A 26,903-nucleotide genomic window follows, 5' to 3' on the forward strand; every position below is an offset into this window, starting at 1 on the left:
TGAAATTTTATTTATCAGATAATATAGCTTCAAATTGTGGTAGCAATTGTTTTGCCATTTTTTGATGGTCTTCAATGTTAGGATGATAATCACATCCTTGAGGATTTATATTATCAAATAGCGTCATGTAGATTTTTTTGTTTTGTTTTTCAAAATGATTTTTAACCTCTTTAATGCAAGCTACGAAAAGTTCATTTTTTTCTCCATCAACCATTGGGCTATTTAACAATACTATTTTAACATTAGGATAGTGCTCATAAAGATTAGCAACAAATTTCTTGTAATTGTTTACGTATTTTTCTTTGTTGAATGGTAATCTTTCTTTAGTACCATCACCCTCAGACATATCATTAGTACCTAAACAAATACTAATTAAATCTGGATTAAAACTATACGTATATGGTGCTTTTTTATCATAGTTTAAATACAGATTGTCATACACTTGTGGCATAATTGATTCTTCAACATTTTCATCGTTCCAGTTTCTGTACATACCAATACCAGATACAGAACTTAATAAGTAATTAGCATTTAATAATCTAGACAGGCTAGGGCCATATGCAAAATATGCATTATGCTGATCGTACCAATTATTAGTACCGCATTTAATTTCAGTTTCATCGGCTCCCATACCACAAGTAATAGAGTTTCCAATAAATTCTATTTTATAATCGTATTTAGTAGGTTTTACCTCCAGTAATTTTTTTGCATCAACTCCGTTAAAGTAAACATCACCAATACTAGCCTCAGTAGCTTTATAAATAGTAATTTCAGTTTTATTGCTTTCTAATGTCAATTCAATAACATTATCTTTATGAGCCTCTAGTTGGTATCTAATAGGATTTTTTTTATTTAAAGTAATTACTACAAAGTTATAAGGGGTTTGTCCGTCTGTGGTTAGATGTAAAGTAGCTTTTTTACCTTTTGTGAAAAACGTTGTAGAAGATGCAGAGCCTATAAGAGCAATTTTATCCTCTTTTACTAATACTCGTCCTTCATGAGTAAAAAAAGTATCATTGGTAGGTTTATGGATTTGTGATTGTGCGTTTACATTATACGTATGCATAAACAGAATTAAAACATACAGTAATACAGCATTTAATAGTTTCATTTTATATGTGATTTAGCTAATGTCTACAAATTTACCAATACATTAAATTATATAGTTGATTTAAAATAGCATTTAATAATATGAAAATGTCAAAAAAACAGATGAAATTATATGTAAATCATTTATCTAAAACTGTTTGTTAGAAGTTGTTTTTTTGATGTGGTTGATTTTCTGTGTTTTAACTTTAGTGAAAATAAAAAGTTCTAGATATTTTATTTATTGGGTTTGTGTAACGTGAAAATATGATAACCAAATGATAAAATAGTACTATCAGTTATTTTTGATATAAGTTAATTTTGATTTTCATAAAAAATAGATGTCTATTTTGTAGGGTTACTAATTTAAGTAATATTATTTTTACATGATACGTATTACTTAATAAGTAAACGAATAAATCACGAAAACGTATAAGTATAGTATATAAAATGCGTTTAGCATTACAACAATCAAATTAGTTTAGAAAACTTACATAAAATTAAAAGAATGAAAAAAATACTAGTAGTGATGTTATTGAGTGTGTCAGCAATAATGCATGCTCAAAAATTTGAAGAATTGGCTAAGACACCTCCAATGGGATGGAATAGCTGGAATACTTTTGGAACTGATATTAGTGAAGACCTTGTAAAAGGCATAGCAGATAAATTTGTAGAATTAGGATTGAAAGATGCAGGGTACGAATATATTGTACTAGATGATGGTTGGATGACTAGAGAAAGAGATGAGAATGGAAATTTAGTTGCAGACCCTGAGAAATTTCCTAGTGGAATGAAAGCACTTGTTGATTATGTGCATTCTAAAGGACTAAAATTCGGTTTGTATAATTGTGCTGGAGGAACTACATGTGCTGGATATCCTGGAAGTAGAGGGCATCAATATCAAGATGCGCGTTTATACGCTTCATGGGGAGTTGATTTTCTTAAATACGACTGGTGTGATACAGATGAGTTAAATGCTAACGAATCTTATCTTACTATGAGAGATGCTTTATATAAAGCCGGAAGACCAGTGTTATTTAGTATTTGTGAATGGGGTGATAATGAACCTTGGAAATGGGCTAAAGATGTTGGACAAATGTGGAGAATTACTGGAGATATTATTAACTGTTGGGAATGTCAAATAGGTCATGGTTCTTGGTTTTCTTCTGGTATTTGGCCAATTATAGAAATGAGAATGAATACCAATATTAGAGAAATTGCTGGTCCAGGTCATTGGAACGATTATGACATGATGGAAGTTGGTAATGGTATGACAGATGCAGAGGACCGAAGCCATTTTGCTATGTGGAGTATTTTAACTTCTCCTTTAATGATGGGGAATGATCTTAGATCTATGTCTAAAGAGACTACTAAAACCCTTACTAATAAGGAGGTAATAGCAATCAATCAAGATGCTTTAGGTATTCCAGGATTACGTTTTTCTAATGAAAACAAATTAGAGATTTGGGTGAAACCTTTAGAAAACGATGGATGGGCAGTAACTTTTGTGAATAGAAATGATACGCCTGTTGAGTTAGATTTTGACTGGAATAAGCATCCAATTGGAGATGATGTTAGTCAACATTTTATGGAATCTGATAAAAATACGTTTGAAGTAAGAGACTTATTTAATCATAAAAATTTAGGTACTACTAAGAAGAATCTTAAAGCTACTATTGGTGTACATGATGTATTAATGGTTAAATTATCTAAAAAATAAGATAGTATATAAAGATGAAGTTATTTGTAAATATACTTGCTTTATGCTTTTGTGTGAGCATGTTTGCGCAAGCTAAATTAGACCGAATTAAAGTAAAAGGGAATGAGTTTGTAAATGAATCTGAAAAAGTAATGGTTTTTAGAGGAATTAATACAAGTGACCCTGATAAACTTAAAACGGATGGTGTATGGGGAGAGCGTTACTTTAAGGAGATTAGCGATTGGGGAGCTACTGCTGTTAGATTCCCTGTACATCCTCAAGCTTGGAGAAGAAGAGGGCAGGAGGAGTATCTTAAATTATTAGATCAAGGTATAGAATGGGCTGCTAAATATAATATGTACGTAATTCTTGATTGGCATAGTATTGGAAATCTTAAAAATCAACTGTATTTACACGAAATGTATTATACAACTTTGCCAGAAACATTTGCCTTTTGGAAGTTGATGGCAGAACGCTATGGGAAAAATACTACAGTTGCCTTTTATGAAATATTTAATGAGCCAACTATGTATGAAAATAGATTTGGTACATTAAGTTGGGACGAATGGAAAACTATTAATGAAGAGGTCATTACGGTTATTAGAGCTAATGGTGGTGAGGGTGTTCCTTTAGTTGCTGGGTTTAATTGGGCTTACGATTTAACTCCTGTTAGATATAATCCTATAGAGGCAGAAGGTATTGGTTATGTTGCGCATCCTTACCCAATGAAAAGAGAACAACCTTGGGAACCTAAATGGACAGAAGATTGGGGATATGTAAAAGACAGATACCCTGTGGTACTTACTGAGATAGGATTTTGTGATGAAACTGCTCCAGGAGCACATGTACCTGTAATAGGGGATGAAACGTACGGAGATGCTATTACAAACTACTGTGATGATAAAAACATCTCTTATTTTATTTGGGTATTCGATAAAAAGTGGTCTCCTCAAATGTACACAGATGATAACTTTACCCCTAGTAGACAAGGGAAATACTTCAAAAAGAAGCTAAGAGGTTATAAAAAGTAAATGGAATATTTGTTTGTTGTTTCTTATAATTTTTAATTTTATTAAGCGTTAGCTTAGTTATTAAAAGCAAAGGCCCATGGTAATCATGGGTCTTTTTGTTTATACTGCTACCAATATCAGATAAATTACATTGCTACTGGTAAACAATTTGATTTCTAGGATTAATAATTCAATGCTTTATTATCTATTTTTTTGTGTATTGAGTTTATGAGTTAAGTGTAAATTAGGTCTTAATTTTGGGAATAAAAAAAGGGACTTTAGAGTCCCCTTATGTAAGTTTAGAATTTTTTTAAAAGATACTTCTGTTGAATAAGATGTTATGTTATTAATCTAATTATTAGATAAGCTACTTTATGCTTGATTTAAGCTTTGTTCTTCAGAAGAATAATAGTTACTAGAGTCTTTTAATTAGTTCCATACAAGCTCTTGCATTGTGGTATGGGCATTTCCAAAAGCCAGCCTTATCTTTTTCTATATGGTTGTATTTATCATCAACTCCCCAAAACCACTCTCCATATTTATTATCTAGAATGTATTGTTTTACAAAATTCCAGTTTTTATATACTACGTCTAAGTAAGTTTTATCATGGGTTAGTTGATACGTATTTACATAGCCTATCCAAAGTTCTGCTTGTGGCCACCAGTGTTTTTCAGCTATTAAATGCTTTTCTTGCGGGTCATATTCATACCATAAGCCACCATCATCATCAATACCTTCGCTTGTAACTTTAGTTATCTCAATTGCATAGTGCTTAAAGTTTTCAATTAATGCGCTGTCTTCAGTTACTTCGGCACACCATTGTAATAACCATGCGGCTTCAATATCGTGTCCGTAGGATATTACATCTGGTTTTTCTACCCAATCTTCGTTGAAGAATAGCTTTAAATGCCAACTGTTTTTATCGATAAATTTATCGTCTATAACGTTAAGAATATCAATGATAGCATTTTTTAGATCTTCATTTTTCCAGACTAAGTATAGATTTGCAAAACCTTCCACAATATGCAAATGCGTATTCATAGTTTTCTTTTCGTTGGCATCTTTATCACTTAAACGCATATCTGAAATTTCTTCCCAATTTTGCGTGTAAGCCTCAAAATAGCCTCCCTTATGTGTATCTAAACTATGTGTTTGGATGCTTTTGTAAAGGTTTATAGCAATATCCAGAGCTTCCTGATCTTTAGAAATTTTGAAGTATTCAGACAGCCCATAAATGGTAAACCCTAGCGCATAAATTTGGTTTTTAGTGTCGCTAGGTGTACCATCTACGTTAACGCTCCAATAGATGCCCTTGTTTTTTGCATCATAAAAATACTTTTTTATATAATTAAAGGCTCTCTGCGCTATGGTGTATTCATTTTCATTTTCAGAGTGCTGGTAGGCTGCAGAAAATGTCCATAAAATACGGGCGTTTAAAACGGCTCCTTTAATAGCCTTGGGGTGTTTAATGTTATTATAATCTATAGTTCCTATAAAACCACCATTTGTATCGTCTACCATATTTGTACTCCAATAGTTTATAATTCTTTGGAGTTCAATCTGCATATCATTCTTTAGTGGTTCCATGTTTATTTAGCTAAAAGTGCTTTATTTTTATCAATTAAGGAAATAATAGTTTCTACTGAGCCAGAAGAAATAAAAGTATCTTCAGGAGAATTAGTTACATAGTCTACTAATTTATCAATAGTACTAGTAGCTACATGAGTTCTGGTATCAGATGATGCATAATAAATGTATACAGTACCGTCTTCATCAGCTATCCATCCGTTTACAAATAAAACGTTAGATACGTCACCAACTCTTTCTGCATCTTCTGGAGCCATAAAATACCCAGCAGGAACGTGAGTTACTTTACTAATATCATTTAGGTCTGTCATAAACATATAAAGGGTGTATCTTAAACCAGCAGCAGTATTTCTAACACCGTGAGCTAAGTGTAACCATCCTTTTTCTGTTTTAATAGGAGCAGGACCTAAACCATTTTTCAATTCGTATACAGTGTGGTAAACTTTGTTATGAATAATGCTTTCGTTTTCAACAACAGGATTAGTCATGTCTTTTACATATCCTAAACCTATTCCACCGCCGCCACCAACTTCAATAAATCCGTCTTGTGGTCTGGTGTATAAAGCATATTTACCATCTACAAATTCTGGGTGTAGTACAACATTACGTTGTTGCCCTGCATTAGAAATTAAATCTGGTAATCTTTCAAAGTTAATTAAGTCTTTAGTTCTAACAATACCCGCATTTGCAACGGCAGCACTAGTATCACCAGCTGGTGCATCTGGGTCTTTTCTTTCAGTACAGAAAATACCATAAACGTACCCATCTTCGTGTAATGTTAATCTCATATCATACACGTTCGTGTCTGGCATCCCTTCAATTTGAGGTATAACACATGGTTTTTCCCAAAAGGTAAAGTTGTCAACTCCGTTTGGGCTCTCAGCCATAGCGAAGAATGATTTTCTATCCACACCTTCTACACGTACACATACTACGTATTTGTCATTCCATTTAATAGCCCCTGCGTTAAATGCTGCATTAAAGCCAATACGCTCCATCATAAACGGATTGCTTTCTGTATTAAAGTCGTATCTCCATTCTAAAGGAATATGCTTAGCAGTAACAGCCGGATTTTTATATCTTGTATATACACCGTTATTTTCTTCTATAGCTACATTCTTTTCTGAAATTAGATTGTTGTAGGCTGCAAACAGTTTGTCTAGTTTTTGATTCATACCTATTTATTTTTTACTTAGTAGTTTTATAGTTAAGTTTTATTTAGTGTTCTAATTTGTTCCACCATAGTTTTTTAAGTATTACAGAGCATATTATAAGCACTGGTACTAAAATGTATAGGGGAGTTGTTTGTCTAAAAATTATGTACATAGGAATTAGCACTAGTGCTGTTTGAGCTACTACACCAACTACTACATTAAACATGTCTACTTTAAAATTGCTATTGCTTTTAAATTCAGGATTTTCTTGTTTTACCTTTTCGTTAATAGGTTTCCAGAATCCCCAAGGATTTACAGTAGTGTAGAATGATTTAAGTACTTTCTCATCGGTAGGTGGTGCTGAGTATGTTCCTACTACACAACCAATACCTGAAATCACTAATATGATAGGGAACAGATATAGATCTAATACATTAGGGAAAATTTCAGGAACAATCATGGCACACGCTATTCCAGTTACCATACCCCAAAAGAAACCTTCTCCGTTAAATCTCCACCAGTGCCATTTTAAAATGTTTGCTACTACATAGCTACCGTATAATGATGATACTAACCATTGTAAGATAGAATTTACATTCTCTACGTATAATCCTAAAATAATACTTATAGTAACCACAGAAACTCCTGAAACGTAGTTCATTAAATTTACTTTACTGTGAGGTACATCTTTGTTGTATTTTAAGTAAATATCATTTACCAAATAAGCTTGTGCTGCATTTAGTGTACCAGCGAAAGTAGACATGAATGCTGCTAATAATCCGGCTAGTAGTAAACCTAATAATCCTACAGGAACAAACTGCTTAATAGCTGCTGGCAGTATTAATTCAAAATCAACATCACCTGCTGGAGTTAATAAATCTAGTTTTTCATAATAGATTAATGCTAAAGCAGCAAAACCAGCAATCATTAAATAACGGATAGGCATTAAAATAACAGATACAAATCCACTCATTTTAGATGCTTCCGCTGGTGATTTGGTAGATAATATTTTTTGCATATCGTAGGTAGGTGCAGGGCCTGCAACACTAACTAGAATACCTTTAAGCACCATCATCATAAAGAATATGGTGAATAAGCTAAAGCCATCTTCTCTGATTTTCTGATTTACTTCAGGGATGATAGTAGACCAGTCTAAATCTAATTTCCAATCCCAGAAAGGACTCATCCATCCATCAGGGATATTTAAACCATTAGCTCCGACTGCTTGAAAACCAAGGTATCCAATAACCAAGGCAGAAACTGTCATAATGGTAAATTGAATAACATCTGCCCAAACAATACCAGACATACCACCTAATAAAGAGTAAAATACTGCAAATAAGGTGAATATAATACCATAGAAGTGAGGTACATGTTCAGGGCTAACGTTAAATGGTATATAAGGACTAATGGTTTCCCAAGGAATAAATATTTCTACAAATTTTCCTAACCCAATGAAACCATAAGCGAGATAAGCTAGGCAAACTACCAGTGCAAAAATTACAACAATTATGTGTGATAATTTAGCACCTTTACCAAATCCAAATCTTGTACCTATCCATTCTGCACCTGTGGTAACATTAGATTTTCGTAACCATTTAGAAAGGTATACCATTAAGAAAATTTGATTGAAAACAGGCCATAACCATGGAATCCAAGCACTCTTGATTCCGTATACAAACATTAAGGTAACCAACCATATAGTACCTGAAATGTCAAACATTCCTGAAGCGTTGGATAATCCTAGTAAGTACCATGGTATAGATTTACCACCTAAAAGGTAGTCGTCTTTACTGGCTTGTGCTTTTTTTCTTAGTATTAAACCTATGGCTAAGGTTGATACCAAGTATAAAAGAATAACTAATACATCGTATATTTTAAGCATTATTGTTTATTTTTTGGTCTTTATTTGTTGAACTTCCTTTAAAAATAAGGTTTCAGGGTATTTTGAAAATTTTATTAAATCGTTTTCTAAAAGTTGCGTTTTGTAAGGCATGTAAAAATGATTAACTGTATAGTTTCTCCAAAATAACACCCACGCAATTCCAGTATTTTTTATGTTAGGATACAGAATTTCTGTAAACCAATTTTCTGTGTTTAATTTTTCTAATCCTGTTTCAGTAAAAGCGTATAGTTTTTTTCTTTCTTCTGCTTTTTCTTTCACAATCTTCAAATCATGTTTTATAGCTTTTACATAATCCTCAGTATTGTAAAAATCATATATGTCAATACCTAATATATCTACATAAGCATCAGCAGGATAATATTTCATATAGTCGTCTTGAGGCTCAAGTTTGTTAGGGGAGTAAACATATAGCAAGTTATGTACGTTATATTCATCACGTAGCATTACAACTGTTTCTCTCCATAATTTAATATAATCTATAGCGGTTACATTTTCGCCTCCCCACCAAAACCAAGAACCATTCATTTCATGAAAAGGTCTAAAAATAATCGGAATAGGTTCATTGTTGTACTGTACTGATTTTAAAAAGTCAGCCAGCCTTTTAACCCAAGTTCTATACTTTTCATGAAAAGCCCCACCTTTTAAAATCTGTGGAATCACATTAGTCCCTGAAGTATCCCAAGAACTGCCACCTGTAACAGGATTACCTAAGTGCCAACTAGCCGTAACTAAACCACCATTTTTGTAGGCTTCTACCATAAGTTTACGCATGTCATTAAAAGGTACCGTATCAAGGTTAATTGTATTTCCGTGTTCAATGCCTCCTAAATCAAAACCAAAACCTCCAGGATAATCGTTAACGATTTCGTAAACATCGCTTTTTAATTCAATATCTTTTAAATCAGATGAGTATTTCCAGCCAATACCATAGGATGTAGCGTCTTGTTGACTTATAGCAAAACCTTTCTTTGAAATTAAAAATAACCTCTTATGTAAATTTTGCACTTTTGTTGATACCTTTTTGTCAACAAGTTGCGTGTTTTGGTAATCAACGGTAGAAATAGATTTGCACGAACTAAGAAAGATCACTGCAATAAAAATACATAAAAGTGATTTTTGAGATATTATTTTAATTAAATTATTAAGTTTATATTTTTGCATTATTATTATTGTTGAAAAACCAATTTGTTGTCTTTTTAAATTGTTAAACAAAAATACCTATCAGTTAAAAATTATGATTATATTATTTTGTCAAACTTTTAAAAGATAATAACAACTTTAAATTACTCATGGATATACTTAAAAAAGTACATAGAGAAATAACACCTCTTTCTGCTGAAGATAGTTTTTTAGTTTTTGATAGAAAAAAAAGAGAATTTGATTTTCCAATTCATTTTCATCCAGAGTATGAATTAAACCTGATAAAAAATGGTAAAGGAGTAAGACGACTTGTGGGAGATTCTCTTGAAGAAATTGACGATATTGAATTGGTATTAGTAGGGCCTAATTTACATCATGGATGGATAACTCATAACTGTAAAAACAAAGAGATTCATGAAGTTACCGTACAATTTCAAAACAATTTATTTAATGATGATTTGTTGAATAAAAGAATTATGAAGCCTATTAAAGAAATGTTTGATAGGTCTATACATGGAATTCTTTTTACGAAGAAAATCTCTAATGAATTATACCCGAGAATATCACAAGTATCTAGGTTAGATGGTATGGACTATTTTATAGAAATGGTTTCTATTTTACATGATTTGGCTAATTCAAGAAATCAGCGTCTGTTATCAACTTTTACGGTGAACAGAAATGAATTTGAAAATAGCGATAATATTAAAAAAGTGTATGATTATATACATGCCAATTTTCATAAGAAGATAACACTTGCAGAAGTTTCTGAGATAGTAAATATGAGTAGTGTCTCCTTCAACCGTTTCATAAAAAAACGTACTGGTAAAACTTTTATAAATTACCTTAACGATGTAAGAATAAGCAATGCTGCAATGTGGTTGCTAGAAAAGGATCAAAGTATATCTGAGATTGCTTATAAATGCGGATTTAATAATATAGCCAATTTTAATAGGGTGTTTAAAAAGTTCAAAAATTGTACGCCAACTGAGTATAAGGCTGTATTTGAAGGTATAAAAAGAGTGTTATAATAATTGTGTTTTTTGTGAATATGATAATTTAGGCATAGTAAATGATGATATTGTTGAATGGTGAATGGTAATGTATTTGCTATCTTCAAATTTTAGAAATTTCTTTAACTAGTTATTAAACAATGAAAATTTATAGTATTACTAAGCTATTATTTTTAACAGCTTTATTTTTTACAGGTATGAAGCTATCTGCTCAAGATTCAAATTTTTACGTATTTCTATGCTTTGGTCAGTCTAATATGGAAGGGCAGGGAGCTATTGAGCCAATAGATACAGTTACAAATAACAGATTTAAATTATTACAAGCATTAGATTGCCCTGGGTTGAATAGAGAAGAAGGTAAATGGTATGAGGCAGCACCACCTACATGTCAGTGTGATACCAATCTTTCTCCGGCAGACTGGTTTGGAAAAACCATGATAGAACATTTGCCAGATAGTATTTCTATTGGTATTATTAATGTAGCAATTGGTGGTTGTGATATAAGATTATTTGATAAAGATAAGTATGAGGAGTATACCTTAACGTATGATGAAGATTGGTTTAAAAACAAAGTAGCAGGGTATGGTGGAAACCCATATAAAAGACTCATAGATTTAGCTAAAATAGCTAAGAAAGATGGTGTTATAAAAGGTATTCTATTGCATCAAGGAGAAACTAACACAGGGGACGAAGAATGGCCTAAGTATGTTGAAAAAGTGTATAATGATATATTAAACGATTTGTCTCTAGAGGGCAATTCTGTTCCTTTATTGGCGGGGGAGATGATGCAAACAGAGGTTAATTGTTGTGCAGAAATGATCCCTATTGTTAATAAATTACCTGAAGTGATTCCTAATTCTTACATCATATCTTCAGAAGGTTGTACAGGCCAAGACGAAGCTCATTTTGATTCTGCGGGATACCGATTGTTAGGAAAGCGATATGGTTATCAAATGCTTGAATTATTAGGGTATAAAGTGGAGTAAAATTTTACAAATTATAGTACAAAAAAAAGACCTGAATATTCAGGTCTTTTTTGTATAAATTATTTATTCGAGAAAATATTATTCTTGCAATTTTATTTCGTCTCTCGTTAGTGTTTCGGGTCTATTATAAATCTCTAAAATACCTTCTTTTGTATTAGCGGTTTCAATCCAGTTAGCCCATACCATAAACCAGCTCCATTTAGGTTGTTTTTCTAGTATGTTGGCTTTGGGTAATTGTCCAACTTCTCCTAAAGCAATAGGTTTACCATTGGCTAGTTTTAGTAAACTTTCGTAATCTTTTTGTTCATAATCAAAATGATAAACATCTGTGGCTAAAATATCTACATATTTTTTTCCTGGATAAAAATCTTTATAAGCAAATGCTTCATCGTAAGGTATATCACGTGGTCCGTTAGCATTCCATACCCATATCAAGTTGTTCAATTTGTGGATGTCTGTTAATCTATGATACAACATTTTCCAAAGTTTTATATAACCATCTTTGCCAGGTTTGTTTCCCCACCAAAACCATACACCATTCATTTCATGGTAAGGTCTCCACAAAACAGGAATGTTTTTATCCTTTAGTCGTTTTAGGGCTTTAGCAATAGTATCTACTTGGTTTTCCCATCTTTTATTAAGTTCAGTTCCGGGTGTAGTTAGTTCTTTCCATTGCTCATCAGAAATAGTGTTTTGCACACTAGAGCTCCAGCCATAAGGAGCATCATCCATAGGTCTACCCACATGCCACATGATGGTAACTATAGCTCCTTCAGCATGTTTTTTAATAGCTTCTTCAACTACTTTATCTTCTTGGTTAATGCTACTCCAATATAAATCTGCACCCCAAATAGCTGGCTTTTTGCCAGCTATTTCAGATGCTATATCATAATACTTAGTAGGTTCGTGGTTATAACTATGTTGCCCTGATAAAATAGTGTCTCCTAAGCCATAAATGTAGCTAAGTAGATTTTTAGCTTCTTTGCTAGCGTTCGGATTTATAGGGTTTTGGGCTGCTATATTTAAGCCTGTGCTTAAAAGAATTATCAATAATAGGTTTCTCATAGCGTTACCTGTTTATTATTTTAATAAATGCTGCGCTGCGATTGCTAAAAATAAATAATCGGTAGTACCACCGCCTAAAACATATTCTGTCTGTTGCCATAGGTAAGGCCACTCTAAAAGTTCAGGAAGATCAGGTCTAATTAAAGCTGTACCAGAACCAATACCACCAGGAATATAAGAGCGCTCACCACGATTTAATCCGTATGCTTGCGTAAGAGAGTGAGCTCCTACACCAGAAACAAATGATGCTGTATTAACGCCTGGGTGCGTACCTAAAACAAAGTTTAATGCGTTAAGCATATAAGATTGTGGGAAATATTCTGGAAATGCTGTATGATAAAAATATTGTTTCATTCCAAAATTTTGAATATCCCAACCTGCACCCCAAATGTTTGGCTCATAAGGTACTCCGTAAGGTGTTTGGTTTGCTTGTTCTTTTACCTTTTCAGCATATGACATAGCTGGCTCTAGTAGATACTTTTTAAATCTCTTATTATCTACATCATCATAAATGGTAGCAACAATCCATCCTACGTTAGCAAAATTAGCAGCAATGTATTTCTTATTGTCAATTAAATAATCAAGATATTTTTCATCTTTAGTAGTGTGGTATAACTCAGTTGCAAGCTCTATTCTAGCAGATGAAGGATCAAATGAATATCTTTCCCATTCTTTTTTAGCAATGTCAGTACATTTTTTGGCTAGTGTATCATTGTAGTCTTTCATGCTTCTGGCAGCTGTAGCTAAAGCAGCAGCAGCCTCCATAGCACGTTCTGGGTTGTCTTCTGTAAATACCCAACGGTCATCAGGAGCTCCATCTTGTCCCATAGGTATTTCAGTGGTACCATTCTTTTGGTAAATCTCGTTATCGCTATGGTTTAGAGGGTCGCCAAGTAAAACATACTGTCTTTGGGTTGGTACAATAACACCACGATAGAATCTATCTAAAGATTCATAACCACCAACTATAGACAATAATCCGTGTTCTATTTGTTGTAGAATATCAGCTTTTCCATCAGGGGAAAGCATTTCTACTGTTTTAGTCTTTTGATCAATTAGTGTATTATCATAATTAACATCAAATAACTCATAAATTCTGGCAAGTCCTTGAACTGTTTCTGCCTGAGACTCTATTCTTAAATCAAAGTCTCCTGCATCATGCCATCCACCTTTATCTAGCTCAGGTACATGTTCTCCAGATTTAAATGAAGTTAATGTGTTATCACCTTGTAAATATCCATCGAAATGATTAAAACTTGTAGGAGCCATTAGAGCATCATCTAAATGGCATCTTCCATGCCAAACCTTATAGCGGTCGTTAATTCTCATGTGGCACATTTGTACAGGTAAAAAATATTCTAACGTTGGTTGCCACACGTTTCTATCATAAATAGTTTCGCTTATTATAAATGAAGATGTAGTATAGTTTTTATAAGTAATATAATAAACACCAGGCTCTGATATTTTAGAGAAATCATATTGAAAATACTTATATCTTAAAAAGTTACCCCAAGATTTTGGAGTTTTAGTTTCAATAGTTTTAGCGCTACCATCAGGCATAATTCTATGTAGTGTAATGTCAGAAACCGTGTCGTTAGGGTCTGTTTCTATAACAGCTACTTTATCTTGATTTGTGTGATAACCTACTTGAGAAATTTGAACTACGGGGTCGTAAATAAAGTCTTGAATCATATTAGGGCTCACAATCCATTCAATAGCATTTTTAGTAGTATTAGCAGGAATAAGAGAGCGAACAATAAACCAGCCATTATTATGCTGTGCACGTCCATCAAGTAATTCTAAGTTGTCGGTTCCTACGTTTTGAATAGTAACACTTTGTTCAGGCATTTCTGGTGCAATACTTAGTTTTTTACCAGAAGCAATAGGGGTCATTCTATATTCATTATCTTCATTCGTGTAACCAGGTCCATTTGCTTGTCTGGTAAAAATACCAAACTCGTCATCCATATAATAACTCTTACCAAAAAGAATACCTGGGAAGAACTCTAGGTTAAAACCAACTTTACCAACCCATTCAGCAGGTAGTGGCTTGTCTAAATCAACTATGATTTTGAAAGACTTACCTTCTGGTTTTATTTTTAGTGTGTAAGCTAAGTATAAATCAGGATATTCAACTGGATTAAAACCAGTTCTGTTCTTAGAAGAATCAGGAAACTGCATTCTTAAGTTAATTGTTTGGTTGGCTAGGTCAACACTACGTTCACCAACTTTAGGAACAGGTTGCCATTGCCCTGGTGTAGGTTCCAAACGTAAATCTCCGTTAGTTGCTACTCGTATTCCATTCTGTATAATACCAACACCTCCTTGGTGTCCTTCAGGGTAAAAGTCATGAGCAAGCATAACTTCAACACCTTTATTTTTAAGGTATTGTTGATCCGTTATTTTAAAATCGGAGTCTTGTTTTTGTGCATTGCAAAATGCACCTAGTAGAATAATTATATAAAACAGGTTTTTCATGATACTATTTTGTTCAATTTAGAGTATAAAACTAGAATAAGGTGAATTTATTAGATAATACTATTTTATCAAAATAACAAAGTATTGTTCACACATTGATAAAATTTCGGGGGTATATTTTATATTTATTCAATAAATACAAAGTGTTTTTTGAATGAAAAATATTAATATAATGAAATTCAATGCATTAATGGTTATTGTGTTGATGACTTTTATCGGGTGCGCAGAAAAAAAATCAAATAAGCTTGCTGATACATTTGATAAGGATGCGAAAGAAGAATTAATAGATAAATGGTATCCTTTAGCTTTAGATAAAGATGATGGAGGTTATTATACCAACATTACCTATGATTTTAAAGTAGGTAAGGAGCACGAAAAAATGATTGTAACTCAATCTAGACAAGTGTGGGTTACTTCTAAAGCTTATAAAGAATATGGTGATAAAGCGTATTTAACTTATGCTGAACACGGTTTTAAGTTTTTACGAGATGTTATGTGGGATAAAGAAAATGGTGGGTTTCATACTTTAGTTACTAAACAAGGAGAACCTATTGTTAAACCTTATGAAGCTAAAACGGCTTATGGTAATGCGTTTGCCATTTATGCGTTGGCTGCTTATTATGATGTTTCAAAAGATGAAGAAGCTTTAGATTTAGCTAAAAAAGCGTTTATGTGGTTAGAAGCACATAGCCATGATAATGAATTTAAAGGGTATTTTCAGCACATGGAAATGGATGGTACACCAATTGTGCGTACAGAAGATATTCCGTCTACATCAGACGCTGGTTATAAAGATCAGAATAGCTCTATACATTTAATGGAAGCCTTTACAGAATTATATCAGGTTTGGAAAGATGATACTGTAAAAGAAAGATTAACGGAATTATTGTTATTAATTAGAGATACTATTGTTAACGATAAATATTCAATGGACTTATTCTTTACTCCAGATTGGACTCCAGTTAGCTTTAGAGAGGATAGTAAAGAAGTAATACAAGAACATTTTTACTTAGATCATGTTTCTTTTGGTCATGATGTAGAAACTGCCTATTTGATGTTAGAAGCTTCAGAAGTTTTGGGTAGAACAGATACGGAAAAGACGCTGGAAATTGGTAAAAAAATGGTAGATCACTCGTTAACTTATGGATTAGACAAGAAGTTAGGAGGATTTTATGAGGGAGGATATTATTTTAAAGGAGATGATGTTTTAACAATTACTAATTTTGATAAAAATTGGTGGGCACAGGCTGAAGGCTTAAATACTTTATTAATAATGACAAGAATGTATCCGGATGATAAAATGAACTATTATGAAAAGTTTGAAGATTTATGGACGTATACGCAAAAATATATGATGGATGATACGTATGGAGGATGGTATTCTTGGGGTGTAGATGTTAGGCCAGAAGTTAAAGAAGAACTAAAAGGACATGTTTGGAAAACTACGTACCACAATTTCAGAGCTTTGATAAATTGTAAGCATCAGTTAGAGATGTTGAATGCTGAATAGTTTATACTGTTGAATTACTTAAAAGGTATCTTGTTTTGAAAAAATAAGATACCTTTTTTTGTTATAATACTATGAGAATTGAAAATATTGTATCATGTGTTGATTTTACACTTATAATAATTTGATGTTAGTTTTTTTTAATGAAATGTAATTTGAACAGCAAGTGTAGGTTTTATGTGCGGATTTTGTGTATTTATCAAGTGTAGTTTTTTAATAACTAGATGTTATTGATGGTTTTTAGTGTAACTTATTGATTTTCAGTATTCTTTATAATGCTGTATAAATAAATAGCATTTGTTAATATATGACTATTGTCATTAAATATACATAGGAAACAGGCTAATATTGATGATTTTACATATATGTAGGTTTAAAAATGTGATATGAAGAAAATATGTACTTGATTATTTTTATAATAACAATTTGACAAAATATTATTAGTGACTAGTGCACTATATTCATAATTTCGACTCATTAATCAATTTATCAAAAAGTGAAGTTTATAGTGATCAATTTCCCACCTAAACTTGCACGATATTAAAACAAACTTTTTATGGAAAAACTTAAAATATTATTTTTCTCATGTATGTTTTTTGTTTCTTTCTTAGTGTTAGGACAGCAGACAAAAACAGTTACGGGAATTGTAAAAGACGATCAGGGCGTAGCTCTTCCAGGGGCTAATGTTACCGTTGAGGGTACAACTAACGGTACAGTAACAGATTTTGATGGAAACTATCAATTGAACAACGTAGAAGTTGGAAGCGTTTTAATCTTTACCTATGTAGGTATGAAAGAACAACGCGTTGAAGTTGGTGATCAGGACGAAATCGATGTAGTGTTAACTATATCAAGTAGTTTACTTGATGAAGTTGTAATTGTTGCGTATGGTACGCAAACAAAAAGAGATTTAACCGGTGCAGTTACTTCAGTTTCAAGTGAGGAGTTGGAACAGTTTCCTGCAACAGACGTTAATCAATCAATTCAAGGTAAAATATCTGGTGTACAGATTACACAAAACTCAGGTAGCCCTGGTTCTGCTATGAGTATTAACATTAGAGGGGTTGCTTCATTTGGTAGTAACGATCCTTTATATGTAGTAGACGGTTTCCCTACACAAGACATTTCATTTCTTAACCCTAATGATATAGAAAGTATTTCTGTATTAAAGGATGCTTCGGCAGCTGCTATTTATGGGGTGAGAGCAAATGCTGGGGTAGTTATTATTAAAACTAAAACTGGTGTAAAAGATAAGATAATCGTTTCATTAGATAGTTTTATTAGCATTCAAACAACACCTCAGCAGATAGATATGTTAGACGCTGCTACTTTTGCTAGTTTTGCTTTAGAAACAGGAACAGCACAAGGAGTGGATACATTACCTGAATGGTCTAATCCAGAAAGTTTAACTAATGTAAACTGGCAAGACTATGCTTTTGATACTGGTTTTAAACAAGTTTATAACATTGGTATTAGAGGTGGTAGCGAAAAATCTAAAACTGCCTTTAGTTTAGGTATGGTAGATGACGACGGTACAGTTGTTTCTGCAGAGTATAAAAGATACAACATTGGTTTAAATAGCGAATATGATATTGCTAAAGGCTTAAAAGCTAGAGCTAGTGTTAAGTATGCTTATTCTGAAACATACAATAATTTATCTGCAGGTTTTTACGGATTTGCTAGAGTGTTTGATAATGTACCTTACTTAGGTGGAGGTGGTATTACAGAACCTTACGATGATCATGGTAACTATGGTGCATTTACAGATAGTAACCTTATTTCTAGTAGTATTAACGTAATTGGTAACGCTTTGTTAACTGATAACGAAAATGCAACTGATAACTTATTATCTAACTTAGCTTTAGATTATGAAATTATTGAAGGCTTAAAAGTAACTGGTAAATTTGGTTATCAATTAACTAGTTATAGTGGTAGTAGTTTTAACCCAACTTATTTTAGAAGTGCAAATGACCAAAATGCAAATGCTACTTATTATGTAAGTCAATCTAAATCTAGACAATATTTAGGTGAGTTTTTAGTAAACTATAAAAAAGCATTTGATGCACATAATTTTGACTTATTAGTAGGTTCTTCTGCTCAAAAGCAATTGTATGATAATATTTCAACAACAGGTCAAGGATATTTAAACAATAGTATTAGAGACCTTTCTGCATCAGAATCTATAATCAATTATTCTGGTACTCATGGTACAGCAACTTTTGCTAGTACATTTGCAAGATTAAACTACTCTTATGATGAAAAATACTCTTTTACTGCTACAGTAAGACGTGATGGAGTAGGTAACAAGTTTGCTTCTGATAATCTTTATGGTGTTTTCCCATCAGTTGCTGGTGCTTGGAATATTGATAGAGAAAAATTTATGGAAAATTCTACTTTTGATTTATTAAAGTTAAGAGCTTCTTGGGGTGAAACTGGTAATAGTCAGGGTATAGAAGCATTTAAGTATTTAGCATCTTATACTTCTGGTGCAACTCAAGATAATTCAGGTTATGTTTTTGGTGGAAATCCTGTAAGTGGTTTGGCATTGGCTAGTTTGGCAAATCCTGATCTTACTTGGGAATCTCAAATTCAAACGAATATTGGTTTAGATTTTGAATTATTAGATTCTAGATTTTACGGTACAGTAGATTATTTTAATAAATCTGCTAAAGATTTCTTATTAGATCAAACAATTCCTGCTCAGAACGGATTTACAACTATGTCTGTTAATGCTGGTAATGTTGTTAATGAAGGTATTGAGGTAATGTTAGGATATAGAAAAACTGAAGGCGAATTTACTTGGGATGTTTCAGCTAACATAAGTGTTATTAATAACGAAATTACTGATTTAGGTAATCAAGAGTTTGTTACGTATCCTTCTAACTTTACACCTAGCTTTAACACTAGTTGGTCTGGTTTCACAAGATCTTATGTTGGTGGTAATGTTGGTGCATTCTACGGATATAGAGCAGAAGGAATTTTCCAAAGTCAAGCAGAAATTGATGCACTTAATGCGGGTGCTCCTGATGGAGAATATCAACCAGCTTACGGTTTAAATCCTATTGCACCTGGTGATAGAAAGTTCAAAGATTTAAATGGAGATGGTGAAATTACTGCTGAAGATAGAGAAATTATTGGTAGTCCAGTTCCAGATTTTTATGGTGGTTTAAATTTTAATGCATCATACAAAAATTGGGATTTCCAAATGTCTTTCTACGGAACATACGGAAACGAAGTTCTTAACTTTATTAAGAGTCAAAACGAGAGTTTAGGAGCTTATGGTTATAACTCTGTATATACTAACGTAAGTCAAGAATATTATAACAACCGTTGGACTCCAGAAAATCCATCTAACACCTATGCTAGAGCAGTAGTTGAAGATACTAACCGTAATGGTAGAATTTCTGATTATTTTGTAGAAGATGGCTCTTTCTTAAAACTAAGAAATGTTAAAGTAGGTTATAATTTACCACAAGGAATTTTAGACAAAATTAGTGCTTCTAAAGCAACCGTTTTTATTAGTGGTCAGAACTTATTTACTATTACTAATTATAGTGGTCTTGATCCGGAAATTGGTACTGCTACAGATATAGATGGTAATGGTGGTGTACAAACTAGAGGTATTGACTTTGGAGCATATCCAAATTCTGCAACTATAACACTTGGATTTAATTTACAATTCTAAAAATGAAAATGATGAAGTTGAATAAATTATATATTTTTAAAATAGTATCTGTTGGTTTGTTAGCAACATCGCTATCATGCTCAGATGATTATTTGATAGATCAAAAATACGATGGGTTAACATCGGATATCGTTTACTCAGATCCCACAACAGCTCAAGCAACTGTAACTTCTATTTACGATGCTTTACAAATGGATATTGTAGAAGGTAACATGAAAGGTATGTTGTATCCTAATACATACTCTACTTTAGATTTCTACAACATTGGTAGTGATACTTTTTTCAATACGTATGAGGTACCAACAGATTTTGATGGTTTAAACCAATTATGGATTAAAATGTATTCTGGTATTGTATCTGCTAATAATGCTATTCCCAATATTCAGAATATGATTGAAGCTGGCACTATTGAAGAAGAGTTAGGTAACAGATTAATAGGAGAAAGTTATGCTTTAAGAGGTATTTACTTTTCTATATTGGCATCTAACTTTGGAGGTGTACCTTTAGTTACTGGTATTACAACAACCTCAGAAGAAAGTTTATATACCCCAAGAAGTACACAAGAAGAAACTTTTCAACAAGTTGTATCTGATTTAGAGGCAGCGGTAGAGCTTTTACCATGGTCATATACTTCAGATAATGTAGGAAGAGTTACTAGAGGAGCTGCTGAAGCTTATTTAGGAAACGCCTATATGTGGTTAGGAGACTATAACAGTGCAATCGCTGCTTATGAAAGTCTAGATGGACATTATACATTAGAGCCAGATTATTTGAATATTCACGATTATGACAACCGTAATGGTATGGAGTCTATTTTCGAAATTCAAATGTTCTCTGCTAGTGGAGCTGCTAACTGGGGTGGTAACGATGATAATATGAACTTCTTCCAGTGGTTTACTATGCCATTAGAAATTCAAACGTATGGTGGTTATACTGTTCCAACAGCTCAATTCTTCAATTCTTTTGAAGCTGGGGATGTAAGAAGAGATGCAACTTTAATTGGTCCGGATATGGAACATCCAGATTCCGATATTAATATTTCCGATTATCCTATGGTTCAATCTAATTACGGCGGTATCAATACATGTGGTACGGCTGCTGCACCATGGAATCCGGAAGGAAGAAGCGGATATTACTTACTTAAATTCTGGAGAAATCCTCTTGTAGATGCTAGCCAAGGTAATATTTACAGTGATCAGAATCTTATTTTACTACGTTATGCAGAAGTGTTGTTAAGTTTAGCGGAAGCACATTATCGTGTTGGTAATACAGCAACAGCAGAATCTTATTTAATGCAAGTAAGAAACCGTGCAGGCTTAACTACTTTACCAACAGGTGATTTATTAGATGGTATTTTAGAAGAGTATAGACATGAACTTGGTGGAGAATTTTCTACTTGGTGGTTGCTTAGAAGATCTGGTGATCATGAAAATTATATTTACGATCATTTTGGAATTACCATTCCAGCAGGAAAAGATATTATGCCTATCCCTCAACAACAAATGGATGCAAATCCTAATTTAGTACAAAATCCTAACTACTAAGATTAATTTGATAGATGTGTATTATCAAAAAAGAGGCTCTAAAATTAGAGTCTCTTTTTTTGTATATGTATACAATGAGTTAATCACCAAATTTCTTGAAAACCATAATTTAAAGCATTGTTGTAATTTTCTTGATTGAAAGAATACAAATCGGGTGCTTTATGAGCGCCTCCTTTTCTTGTTTCATCTAACTTATTTAAAATACCAAAACGCTTCATTTTTCTGTAAAAGTTACCTCTGTTTAATTTTTTACCTAAAATCACTTCATAGAGTTTCTGTAATTCTGGCATGGTAAATTTTTCAGGTAATAAATTATGACCAACAGGTTTATAATTTAAGTCTACTCGTAGTTGTTCTAGAGCTTTGTTAAAAATAACTTGATGATCCATCATTAGGGTGGGAGTGTCATCAATATTTTTCCATTCACATAACTCTGAAAATTCATCCTTAACTGGACTCACATTTTCATAATCAATCAAGGCATAATAGCCTATAGAAATAAAGCGTTGTTTATGCCATAAATCATCCGGAAATTTATCAAAGAAAGATTCTGATCGATTGGTTTTACCAAAAGTTTTAAACTGACTTAAATAGATATTTTTGGCACCAGTACGTTCTTCTAATATTCTGTTGGCGCTATAGTCAATGTCTTCCTCTTTTCCTACATACCCACCAGGTAAGCCCCATTCGTTAGAGTCATAAGCATTAAGTAATAAAATTTTTAATTGATTTTTGTGAAAGCCAAATATTACGCAATCAATTGAAATACTAGGTAAGCATCTCTTTTTATGTTCTTCTGAAGATGCTAAAACGAATTTATAAAATGATGAGTCCATGGTTATTTTTCTTATCCAAAAATACGTCTATTAAGATTAAAAATCAACAGATGTTTTGTATATGAGTATCATTGAAAGGGGATTAAGAGAATACACATAATCGTAAAATTTTCATCGCTTTATTTTGAAGCAATAAAAATTTCATTACTTTTGCTTTAAAATGAACTAATTGAAGTTTAAAGAAGTAGCATGAGTTTATTTTTAAGAGATGTAAATTATCTTAATTGATTAAATTCTTGCGTGTTAATATTTATTTTGATTAATTGATGATTGACAATTAAGGGTTTAAATCTTTAGTTGTTTTTTAGTTCCCTCACCCTAAACCAAACCCGATAGAAATCTATCGGGTTTTTTACAGAGTGTTTGGATTTGATATTTTAAGTAAACTACAGTAGCCTATTCCAGTAGTTTTTAAAAGCATACTCGAATTTAGGTTAAGGAAAAAATTAGTATTTCTCCATTATTTTGATTTATTGTTATCCTTTTTCCTGTATGCTAAATAAAATAATTGAGGTAAAACCGTAAAGGATAGTAGCATACAAATAATCAATCCACCACAAATCATAATGGCTAAGGGCTTTTGTATTTCAGATCCCATACCATTTGAGGTAGCTGCTGGTAGCAATCCTAATGAACCCATTAAAGCAATCATTACTACAGGCCTAATTCTACTATAAACACCTTCTGAAATAGCTTCTTTTAAACCTAAACCTTCTTGGTAGTGGTGGGATTTATGTAAATCTTCTAAATCTATTAAAATTGATGGTACCAACATAAAACCTATTGTTAGAGTGATTGATAATTTTGTGATCAACCATAGTTTAACAAATTTGTTTGAAGCTAAAGTTGGTAATGGATATTTAATATTTTCTACTATAGATTTAAAAACAAATATCGAGAAAAGACCTGCAGCTAAACAGTTAAAAAATAGTTTATTGGAATACATGAATTCTAAAGAGTTTAAGCCAGGTAATGAAATAGATTTAAATACAATTGAAACTTTAATAGAGTAAAGTTGATATAATTTGTTTGTTTGTGAAAACTCAGGGTAAAACCCTGAGTTTTTTTGTTTAAACAGTAATGCTAATTTAACTTGTTTATAATCAAATTATGTTCTCTTAAGAATATAATTTCTGAACCTTAGCCAAGTCTGTGAATTCTTTAATTTCATAAAAATACTTTAGTTGCCAAATTTGCGTTTTGATGGCTTGCCTGCTTTGTGGATGATCCCACAATGGATAAACTCTAAAACCACGTTTACCCTCTTTTTTATCAGTAGAAAGAATACCTCTTAATATTAATTCAGATTTAGGAAATACAAATTGACCTATTTTATTTTCAAAGGTTACGTTTATAACATAGTAATTAAAATTGTCATTATCATGATATGGGGTGGTTACACCATCGGTGCTACGTTTCCAGAAGGTTACAAATTGTCCGATTTTCTTAGGCGTTATTTTAGCACTTCGTGAAATAATGATACTGTTGTTTAATGTGAACTGACAAGCATCGTACTCTAAACCTTCATTCTCATTTCTATAATTAGAAATTTCGTAAGAGAGAAGTGTATAAACTTTTTTATCTATTTGAGAAAGGTTATGATTGATAGTTTGTTTATCCATAATAGGCTATTTGCTAAAAATACAAAAAGCCGCTTTTAAAGCGGCTTTTATATAATCCAATTAATTTTATGTTATTCTGCTATTAAAGCATCTTCATTGGCTAGTTCCTCATTTTCTTCGTTATTAAAAGGTACTGAATTTTTAATACGCATAAATTCTTCTACACGATCGGTATCAGCTTCGTCTCCTGAGAAATAAGGGAAAACGTCCATAATAGGAGATTCAGAAATTGCAGGTATGCTATATTCTCCCATGGTATCTTTCATTACATGTGTTGTGTTATCGTAGGCTTCTTTAATATCATTAGCCTGAATAAGTAAATATTGATTGGTTTTACGCTCTTTACCACTTTCCTCATCATAAGCAATTAGTGCTACTTTGGCTTTAAACCATCTGTCGGACATTTCAAAGGGATGAATTTCTGCGTAGTTAGCAACTTTAATATTAGTAATTAAAATCTCTTCTCCTTCACTTAAATATACCGACATCTCTTCAGTGATTCTTTTTTCTGCTTCTGTATATGAAATGGCATCTACTAAAAAAGGCTCTGTTTTTACTTTTCTAGCTCCAGAGTTTTCATCTATTTTTCTATATTTTACTTTACATTCATACCAAGTTGCACTCATAACGTGTTATTTTTAGAGCGGCAAAAATACAGTTTACTGGAGGCTAGACAAGTGTAATTAAAGAATAGATATTCACAATTTAAGTGTTGATTTTCTAACTAATTCAACTTTAAATAGTTGGTGTGTTATTAGTTTAACACTAAGAGTCTTTACTTAATATTTTAACAATTCTATTATACATTATTTCAGATAAGCTCCAGTTATTACCATCAAAGTTCACGGTATTAGTAAATTGAATTACTACAGCATCTATATCTTTATGATATTTAGCAATCGTTTGATAGCCAGGTATTAAACCTGTGTGCTCGTATTTATAGATAGAATTATAAATTTCTTGCTCTTTTGTATTTGTAAAAACAGAGCCATCATTTAAAGCCCTTATAAACTTGGCTAAGTCTTCTGCAGTGGCTAACATAGATGCATTGTTATCTGTTTTTAAATCGTTTTCATACCCAACATAATAACCACTCATTACATCTTCTAAATTTACATCGTTAATAGAACCATAGGTATTATGTAAATCAAGAGGAATCAAAATATGCTCTTTTATATAAGAAAACTTACTGCCTTTAATGGCGTTTTCAATAAGTCTTGCTAATAATAAATAGTTTGTATTACAATATTCATAGTTAGTATCAGGTTCAAAGTTAGCTGGTTGGTCTAATACTAACTCCAGACGCTCTTGATCATTTTGTTTAGGGTGTACCCAGTAATTTTTAGTATCTGTATAGTTAGGAATACCGCTACGGTGTTGTACAATCATACGCAGCGTAATTTTCTCTGAATTTTCAATTCTGTCTTTTAGTTCAGGGAAATATTCGGCTAAGGTTTTATCTAAAGATAGTTTGCCTTCATTTACCAATTTTGCAACAGTAACAGCCGTATAGAGCTTACCAACACTTGCAATTTTAAAAAGAGAATTAGGGTTAGCAGGTTCTTTAGTGTCTCTGTTTTTGTACCCTGAAGTGTAAAAATCTGAATGGTTTGCTTTGTTAACACATACAATTATACCATCGAACCCATAATTGGCAGCTTTATCTACTTGGCTTTGTATCGTATCTGGTAGGGGAGTAGCCCATGCAATTAAGATTGTCCATGGTACAAAAAATAATGAAGTAACCGTACCTACAAATAGTAAAATTCTAACTATTAGTGTTGATTTTTTACTGGCCATTTTAAGTTTTTTGATTGATGATATTTCAAAAATACAAAATATTATAGTGAGCTGCATGTAAAAGTAAGTCATGGTTTCTTCTAATTTTAGAAACATTAACGTATTCTTACCATTTTAGAGTTGTGGTAAATATATATAGCATCTATTTTTGCAATTGTAGATTATGAGTACAAAAACAAACACTTCAAAAAAAAGTCGGTTACGGCTATTACATCAATATTATACCTATACAGGATTTTACTCTTTTGTAGGTAAAAGTATTTATAAAGCATTGTTACCAATAGCTTTATTCATCATTGCATTAGTATGTGTACATTATTTTGTGATTGATATTAATGATGCTTTAGAATATGCGACTGAGCATTTTCCTCCGTTAGGAGTATTAGGAATTTTCTTTGCTTCAGAAAGTATTTTAGGTCTTATACCTCCTGAAATTTTTATAGCTTGGTCTGGTAAATCTGAACATCCTAACTTATACTTAGCAGCTTTAGCAACGTTATCGTATGCTGGAGGTATTGTATCTTACGTAATGGGGCGCAGTATAGCCAATATACCTAGAGTATTTAATTACTTAGAAGGCTCTATGGCTAAACATATTAAAAATATGCGTAAATGGGGAGGTTTATTAATTATTGTAGGGGCTATATTGCCGTTACCTTTTGCCATATCTAGTATGGCAGCTGGTGTTATTAAATTTCCTTTTAAAAAGTATTTAGCCTTTGGTTTGTTACGTTTTGTACGTTTCTTGGTATATGGTATTGCTATTTTTGGTGCTTTAAAATAACTA

General features: G+C 32.3%; 21 protein-coding genes. 9 read left to right on the top strand and 12 right to left on the bottom strand.

Annotated features, from left to right (window positions below; genetic code table 11):
• Positions 1 to 7 precede the first annotated feature (7 nt).
• On the bottom strand, positions 8 to 1,111 hold the full coding sequence (locus Y10_RS08675) for an SGNH/GDSL hydrolase family protein (RefSeq protein WP_281764992.1): 1,104 nt from the start codon (positions 1,109 to 1,111) through the stop codon (positions 8 to 10).
• Between the two features lie 483 nt (positions 1,112 to 1,594).
• On the opposite strand from Y10_RS08675, the gene Y10_RS08680 reads away from it, so the two are divergent.
• Entirely contained in the window at positions 1,595 to 2,806 is a 1,212-nt protein-coding gene (locus Y10_RS08680; RefSeq protein ID WP_281764993.1) for a glycoside hydrolase family 27 protein, read from the top strand.
• A gap of 14 nt (positions 2,807 to 2,820) precedes the next feature.
• A complete protein-coding gene (locus tag Y10_RS08685; RefSeq protein ID WP_281764994.1) occupies positions 2,821 to 3,816 on the top strand; it encodes a glycoside hydrolase family 5 protein in 996 nt (331 codons plus the stop codon).
• Between the two features lie 394 nt (positions 3,817 to 4,210).
• Here Y10_RS08685 and Y10_RS08690 read toward each other — a convergent pair whose 3' ends face one another.
• The 4 genes from Y10_RS08690 to Y10_RS08705 are packed head-to-tail and all read right to left on the bottom strand — an operon-like array spanning position 4,211 to position 9,448.
• The gene (locus Y10_RS08690; protein WP_281764995.1) at positions 4,211 to 5,383 is read right to left on the bottom strand and encodes an AGE family epimerase/isomerase; all 1,173 of its coding nucleotides are present in this window, start codon (positions 5,381 to 5,383) and stop codon (positions 4,211 to 4,213) included.
• Positions 5,384 to 5,385: 2 nt separating this feature from the next.
• On the bottom strand, positions 5,386 to 6,558 hold the full coding sequence (locus tag Y10_RS08695; RefSeq protein WP_281764996.1) for a glycoside hydrolase family 130 protein: 1,173 nt from the start codon (positions 6,556 to 6,558) through the stop codon (positions 5,386 to 5,388).
• Between the two features lie 43 nt (positions 6,559 to 6,601).
• A complete protein-coding gene (locus tag Y10_RS08700; protein WP_281764997.1) occupies positions 6,602 to 8,422 on the bottom strand; it encodes a sodium:solute symporter family protein in 1,821 nt (606 codons plus the stop codon).
• 6 nt (positions 8,423 to 8,428) lie between these two features.
• Positions 8,429 to 9,448: a glycoside hydrolase family 26 protein gene (locus Y10_RS08705; protein WP_281764998.1), complete on the bottom strand. Its 1,020-nt coding sequence runs from the start codon at positions 9,446 to 9,448 to the stop codon at positions 8,429 to 8,431.
• A gap of 284 nt (positions 9,449 to 9,732) precedes the next feature.
• Between Y10_RS08705 and Y10_RS08710 the strand changes: the two genes are divergently transcribed.
• Together Y10_RS08710 and Y10_RS08715 are read left to right on the top strand one after the other, a co-directional pair.
• On the top strand, positions 9,733 to 10,611 hold the full coding sequence (locus tag Y10_RS08710) for an AraC family transcriptional regulator (RefSeq protein ID WP_281764999.1): 879 nt from the start codon (positions 9,733 to 9,735) through the stop codon (positions 10,609 to 10,611).
• Positions 10,612 to 10,733: 122 nt separating this feature from the next.
• On the top strand, positions 10,734 to 11,579 hold the full coding sequence (locus Y10_RS08715) for a sialate O-acetylesterase (protein WP_281765000.1): 846 nt from the start codon (positions 10,734 to 10,736) through the stop codon (positions 11,577 to 11,579).
• 78 nt (positions 11,580 to 11,657) lie between these two features.
• On the opposite strand, the gene Y10_RS08720 is transcribed toward Y10_RS08715, so the two are convergent.
• Together Y10_RS08720 and Y10_RS08725 are read right to left on the bottom strand one after the other, a co-directional pair.
• Positions 11,658 to 12,644, bottom strand: a complete 987-nt coding sequence (locus Y10_RS08720) for a glycosyl hydrolase (RefSeq protein WP_281765001.1) — start codon at positions 12,642 to 12,644, stop codon at positions 11,658 to 11,660.
• Positions 12,645 to 12,659: 15 nt separating this feature from the next.
• On the bottom strand, positions 12,660 to 15,122 hold the full coding sequence (locus tag Y10_RS08725) for a glycoside hydrolase family 9 protein (protein ID WP_281765002.1): 2,463 nt from the start codon (positions 15,120 to 15,122) through the stop codon (positions 12,660 to 12,662).
• A 172-nt stretch (positions 15,123 to 15,294) separates the two neighbouring features.
• Here Y10_RS08725 and Y10_RS08730 point away from each other — a divergent pair, with 172 nt between their 5' ends.
• The 3 genes from Y10_RS08730 (at position 15,295) to Y10_RS08740 (ending at position 21,858) form a co-directional block, all read left to right on the top strand.
• Positions 15,295 to 16,632 carry an AGE family epimerase/isomerase gene (locus Y10_RS08730; RefSeq protein ID WP_281765003.1) on the top strand — a complete coding sequence of 446 codons (1,338 nt, stop codon included), beginning with the start codon at positions 15,295 to 15,297 and terminating at the stop codon, positions 16,630 to 16,632.
• Between the two features lie 553 nt (positions 16,633 to 17,185).
• Positions 17,186 to 20,314, top strand: a complete 3,129-nt coding sequence (locus Y10_RS08735) for a SusC/RagA family TonB-linked outer membrane protein (protein WP_281765004.1) — start codon at positions 17,186 to 17,188, stop codon at positions 20,312 to 20,314.
• 11 nt (positions 20,315 to 20,325) lie between these two features.
• On the top strand, positions 20,326 to 21,858 hold the full coding sequence (locus tag Y10_RS08740; RefSeq protein ID WP_281765005.1) for a RagB/SusD family nutrient uptake outer membrane protein: 1,533 nt from the start codon (positions 20,326 to 20,328) through the stop codon (positions 21,856 to 21,858).
• 83 nt (positions 21,859 to 21,941) lie between these two features.
• Here the strand turns inward: Y10_RS08740 and Y10_RS08745 are convergent, their stop codons facing one another.
• Both Y10_RS08745 and Y10_RS08750 read right to left on the bottom strand, forming a co-directional pair.
• On the bottom strand, positions 21,942 to 22,694 hold the full coding sequence (locus tag Y10_RS08745; protein ID WP_281765006.1) for an NUDIX hydrolase: 753 nt from the start codon (positions 22,692 to 22,694) through the stop codon (positions 21,942 to 21,944).
• 460 nt (positions 22,695 to 23,154) lie between these two features.
• On the bottom strand, positions 23,155 to 23,469 hold the full coding sequence (locus Y10_RS08750) for an efflux RND transporter permease subunit (RefSeq protein ID WP_281765007.1): 315 nt from the start codon (positions 23,467 to 23,469) through the stop codon (positions 23,155 to 23,157).
• Between the two features lie 16 nt (positions 23,470 to 23,485).
• Between Y10_RS08750 and Y10_RS08755 the strand changes: the two genes are divergently transcribed.
• A complete protein-coding gene (locus Y10_RS08755) occupies positions 23,486 to 23,707 on the top strand; it encodes a hypothetical protein (RefSeq protein ID WP_281765008.1) in 222 nt (73 codons plus the stop codon).
• A gap of 105 nt (positions 23,708 to 23,812) precedes the next feature.
• Here Y10_RS08755 and Y10_RS08760 read toward each other — a convergent pair whose 3' ends face one another.
• The 3 genes from Y10_RS08760 to Y10_RS08770 form a co-directional block, all read right to left on the bottom strand.
• Positions 23,813 to 24,316, bottom strand: a complete 504-nt coding sequence (locus Y10_RS08760) for a MepB family protein (RefSeq protein WP_281765009.1) — start codon at positions 24,314 to 24,316, stop codon at positions 23,813 to 23,815.
• 71 nt (positions 24,317 to 24,387) lie between these two features.
• Positions 24,388 to 24,942, bottom strand: a complete 555-nt coding sequence (locus tag Y10_RS08765) for a DUF4494 domain-containing protein (RefSeq protein ID WP_281765010.1) — start codon at positions 24,940 to 24,942, stop codon at positions 24,388 to 24,390.
• 139 nt (positions 24,943 to 25,081) lie between these two features.
• The gene (locus Y10_RS08770) at positions 25,082 to 26,116 is read right to left on the bottom strand and encodes a serine hydrolase domain-containing protein (protein WP_281765011.1); all 1,035 of its coding nucleotides are present in this window, start codon (positions 26,114 to 26,116) and stop codon (positions 25,082 to 25,084) included.
• A gap of 163 nt (positions 26,117 to 26,279) precedes the next feature.
• Here Y10_RS08770 and Y10_RS08775 point away from each other — a divergent pair, with 163 nt between their 5' ends.
• Positions 26,280 to 26,900, top strand: a complete 621-nt coding sequence (locus Y10_RS08775; protein ID WP_281765012.1) for a YqaA family protein — start codon at positions 26,280 to 26,282, stop codon at positions 26,898 to 26,900.
• Positions 26,901 to 26,903 lie beyond the last annotated feature (3 nt).

The sequence above is a fragment of the Neptunitalea lumnitzerae genome (assembly GCF_027924185.1).
GTDB lineage: Bacteria > Bacteroidota > Bacteroidia > Flavobacteriales > Flavobacteriaceae > Neptunitalea > Neptunitalea lumnitzerae.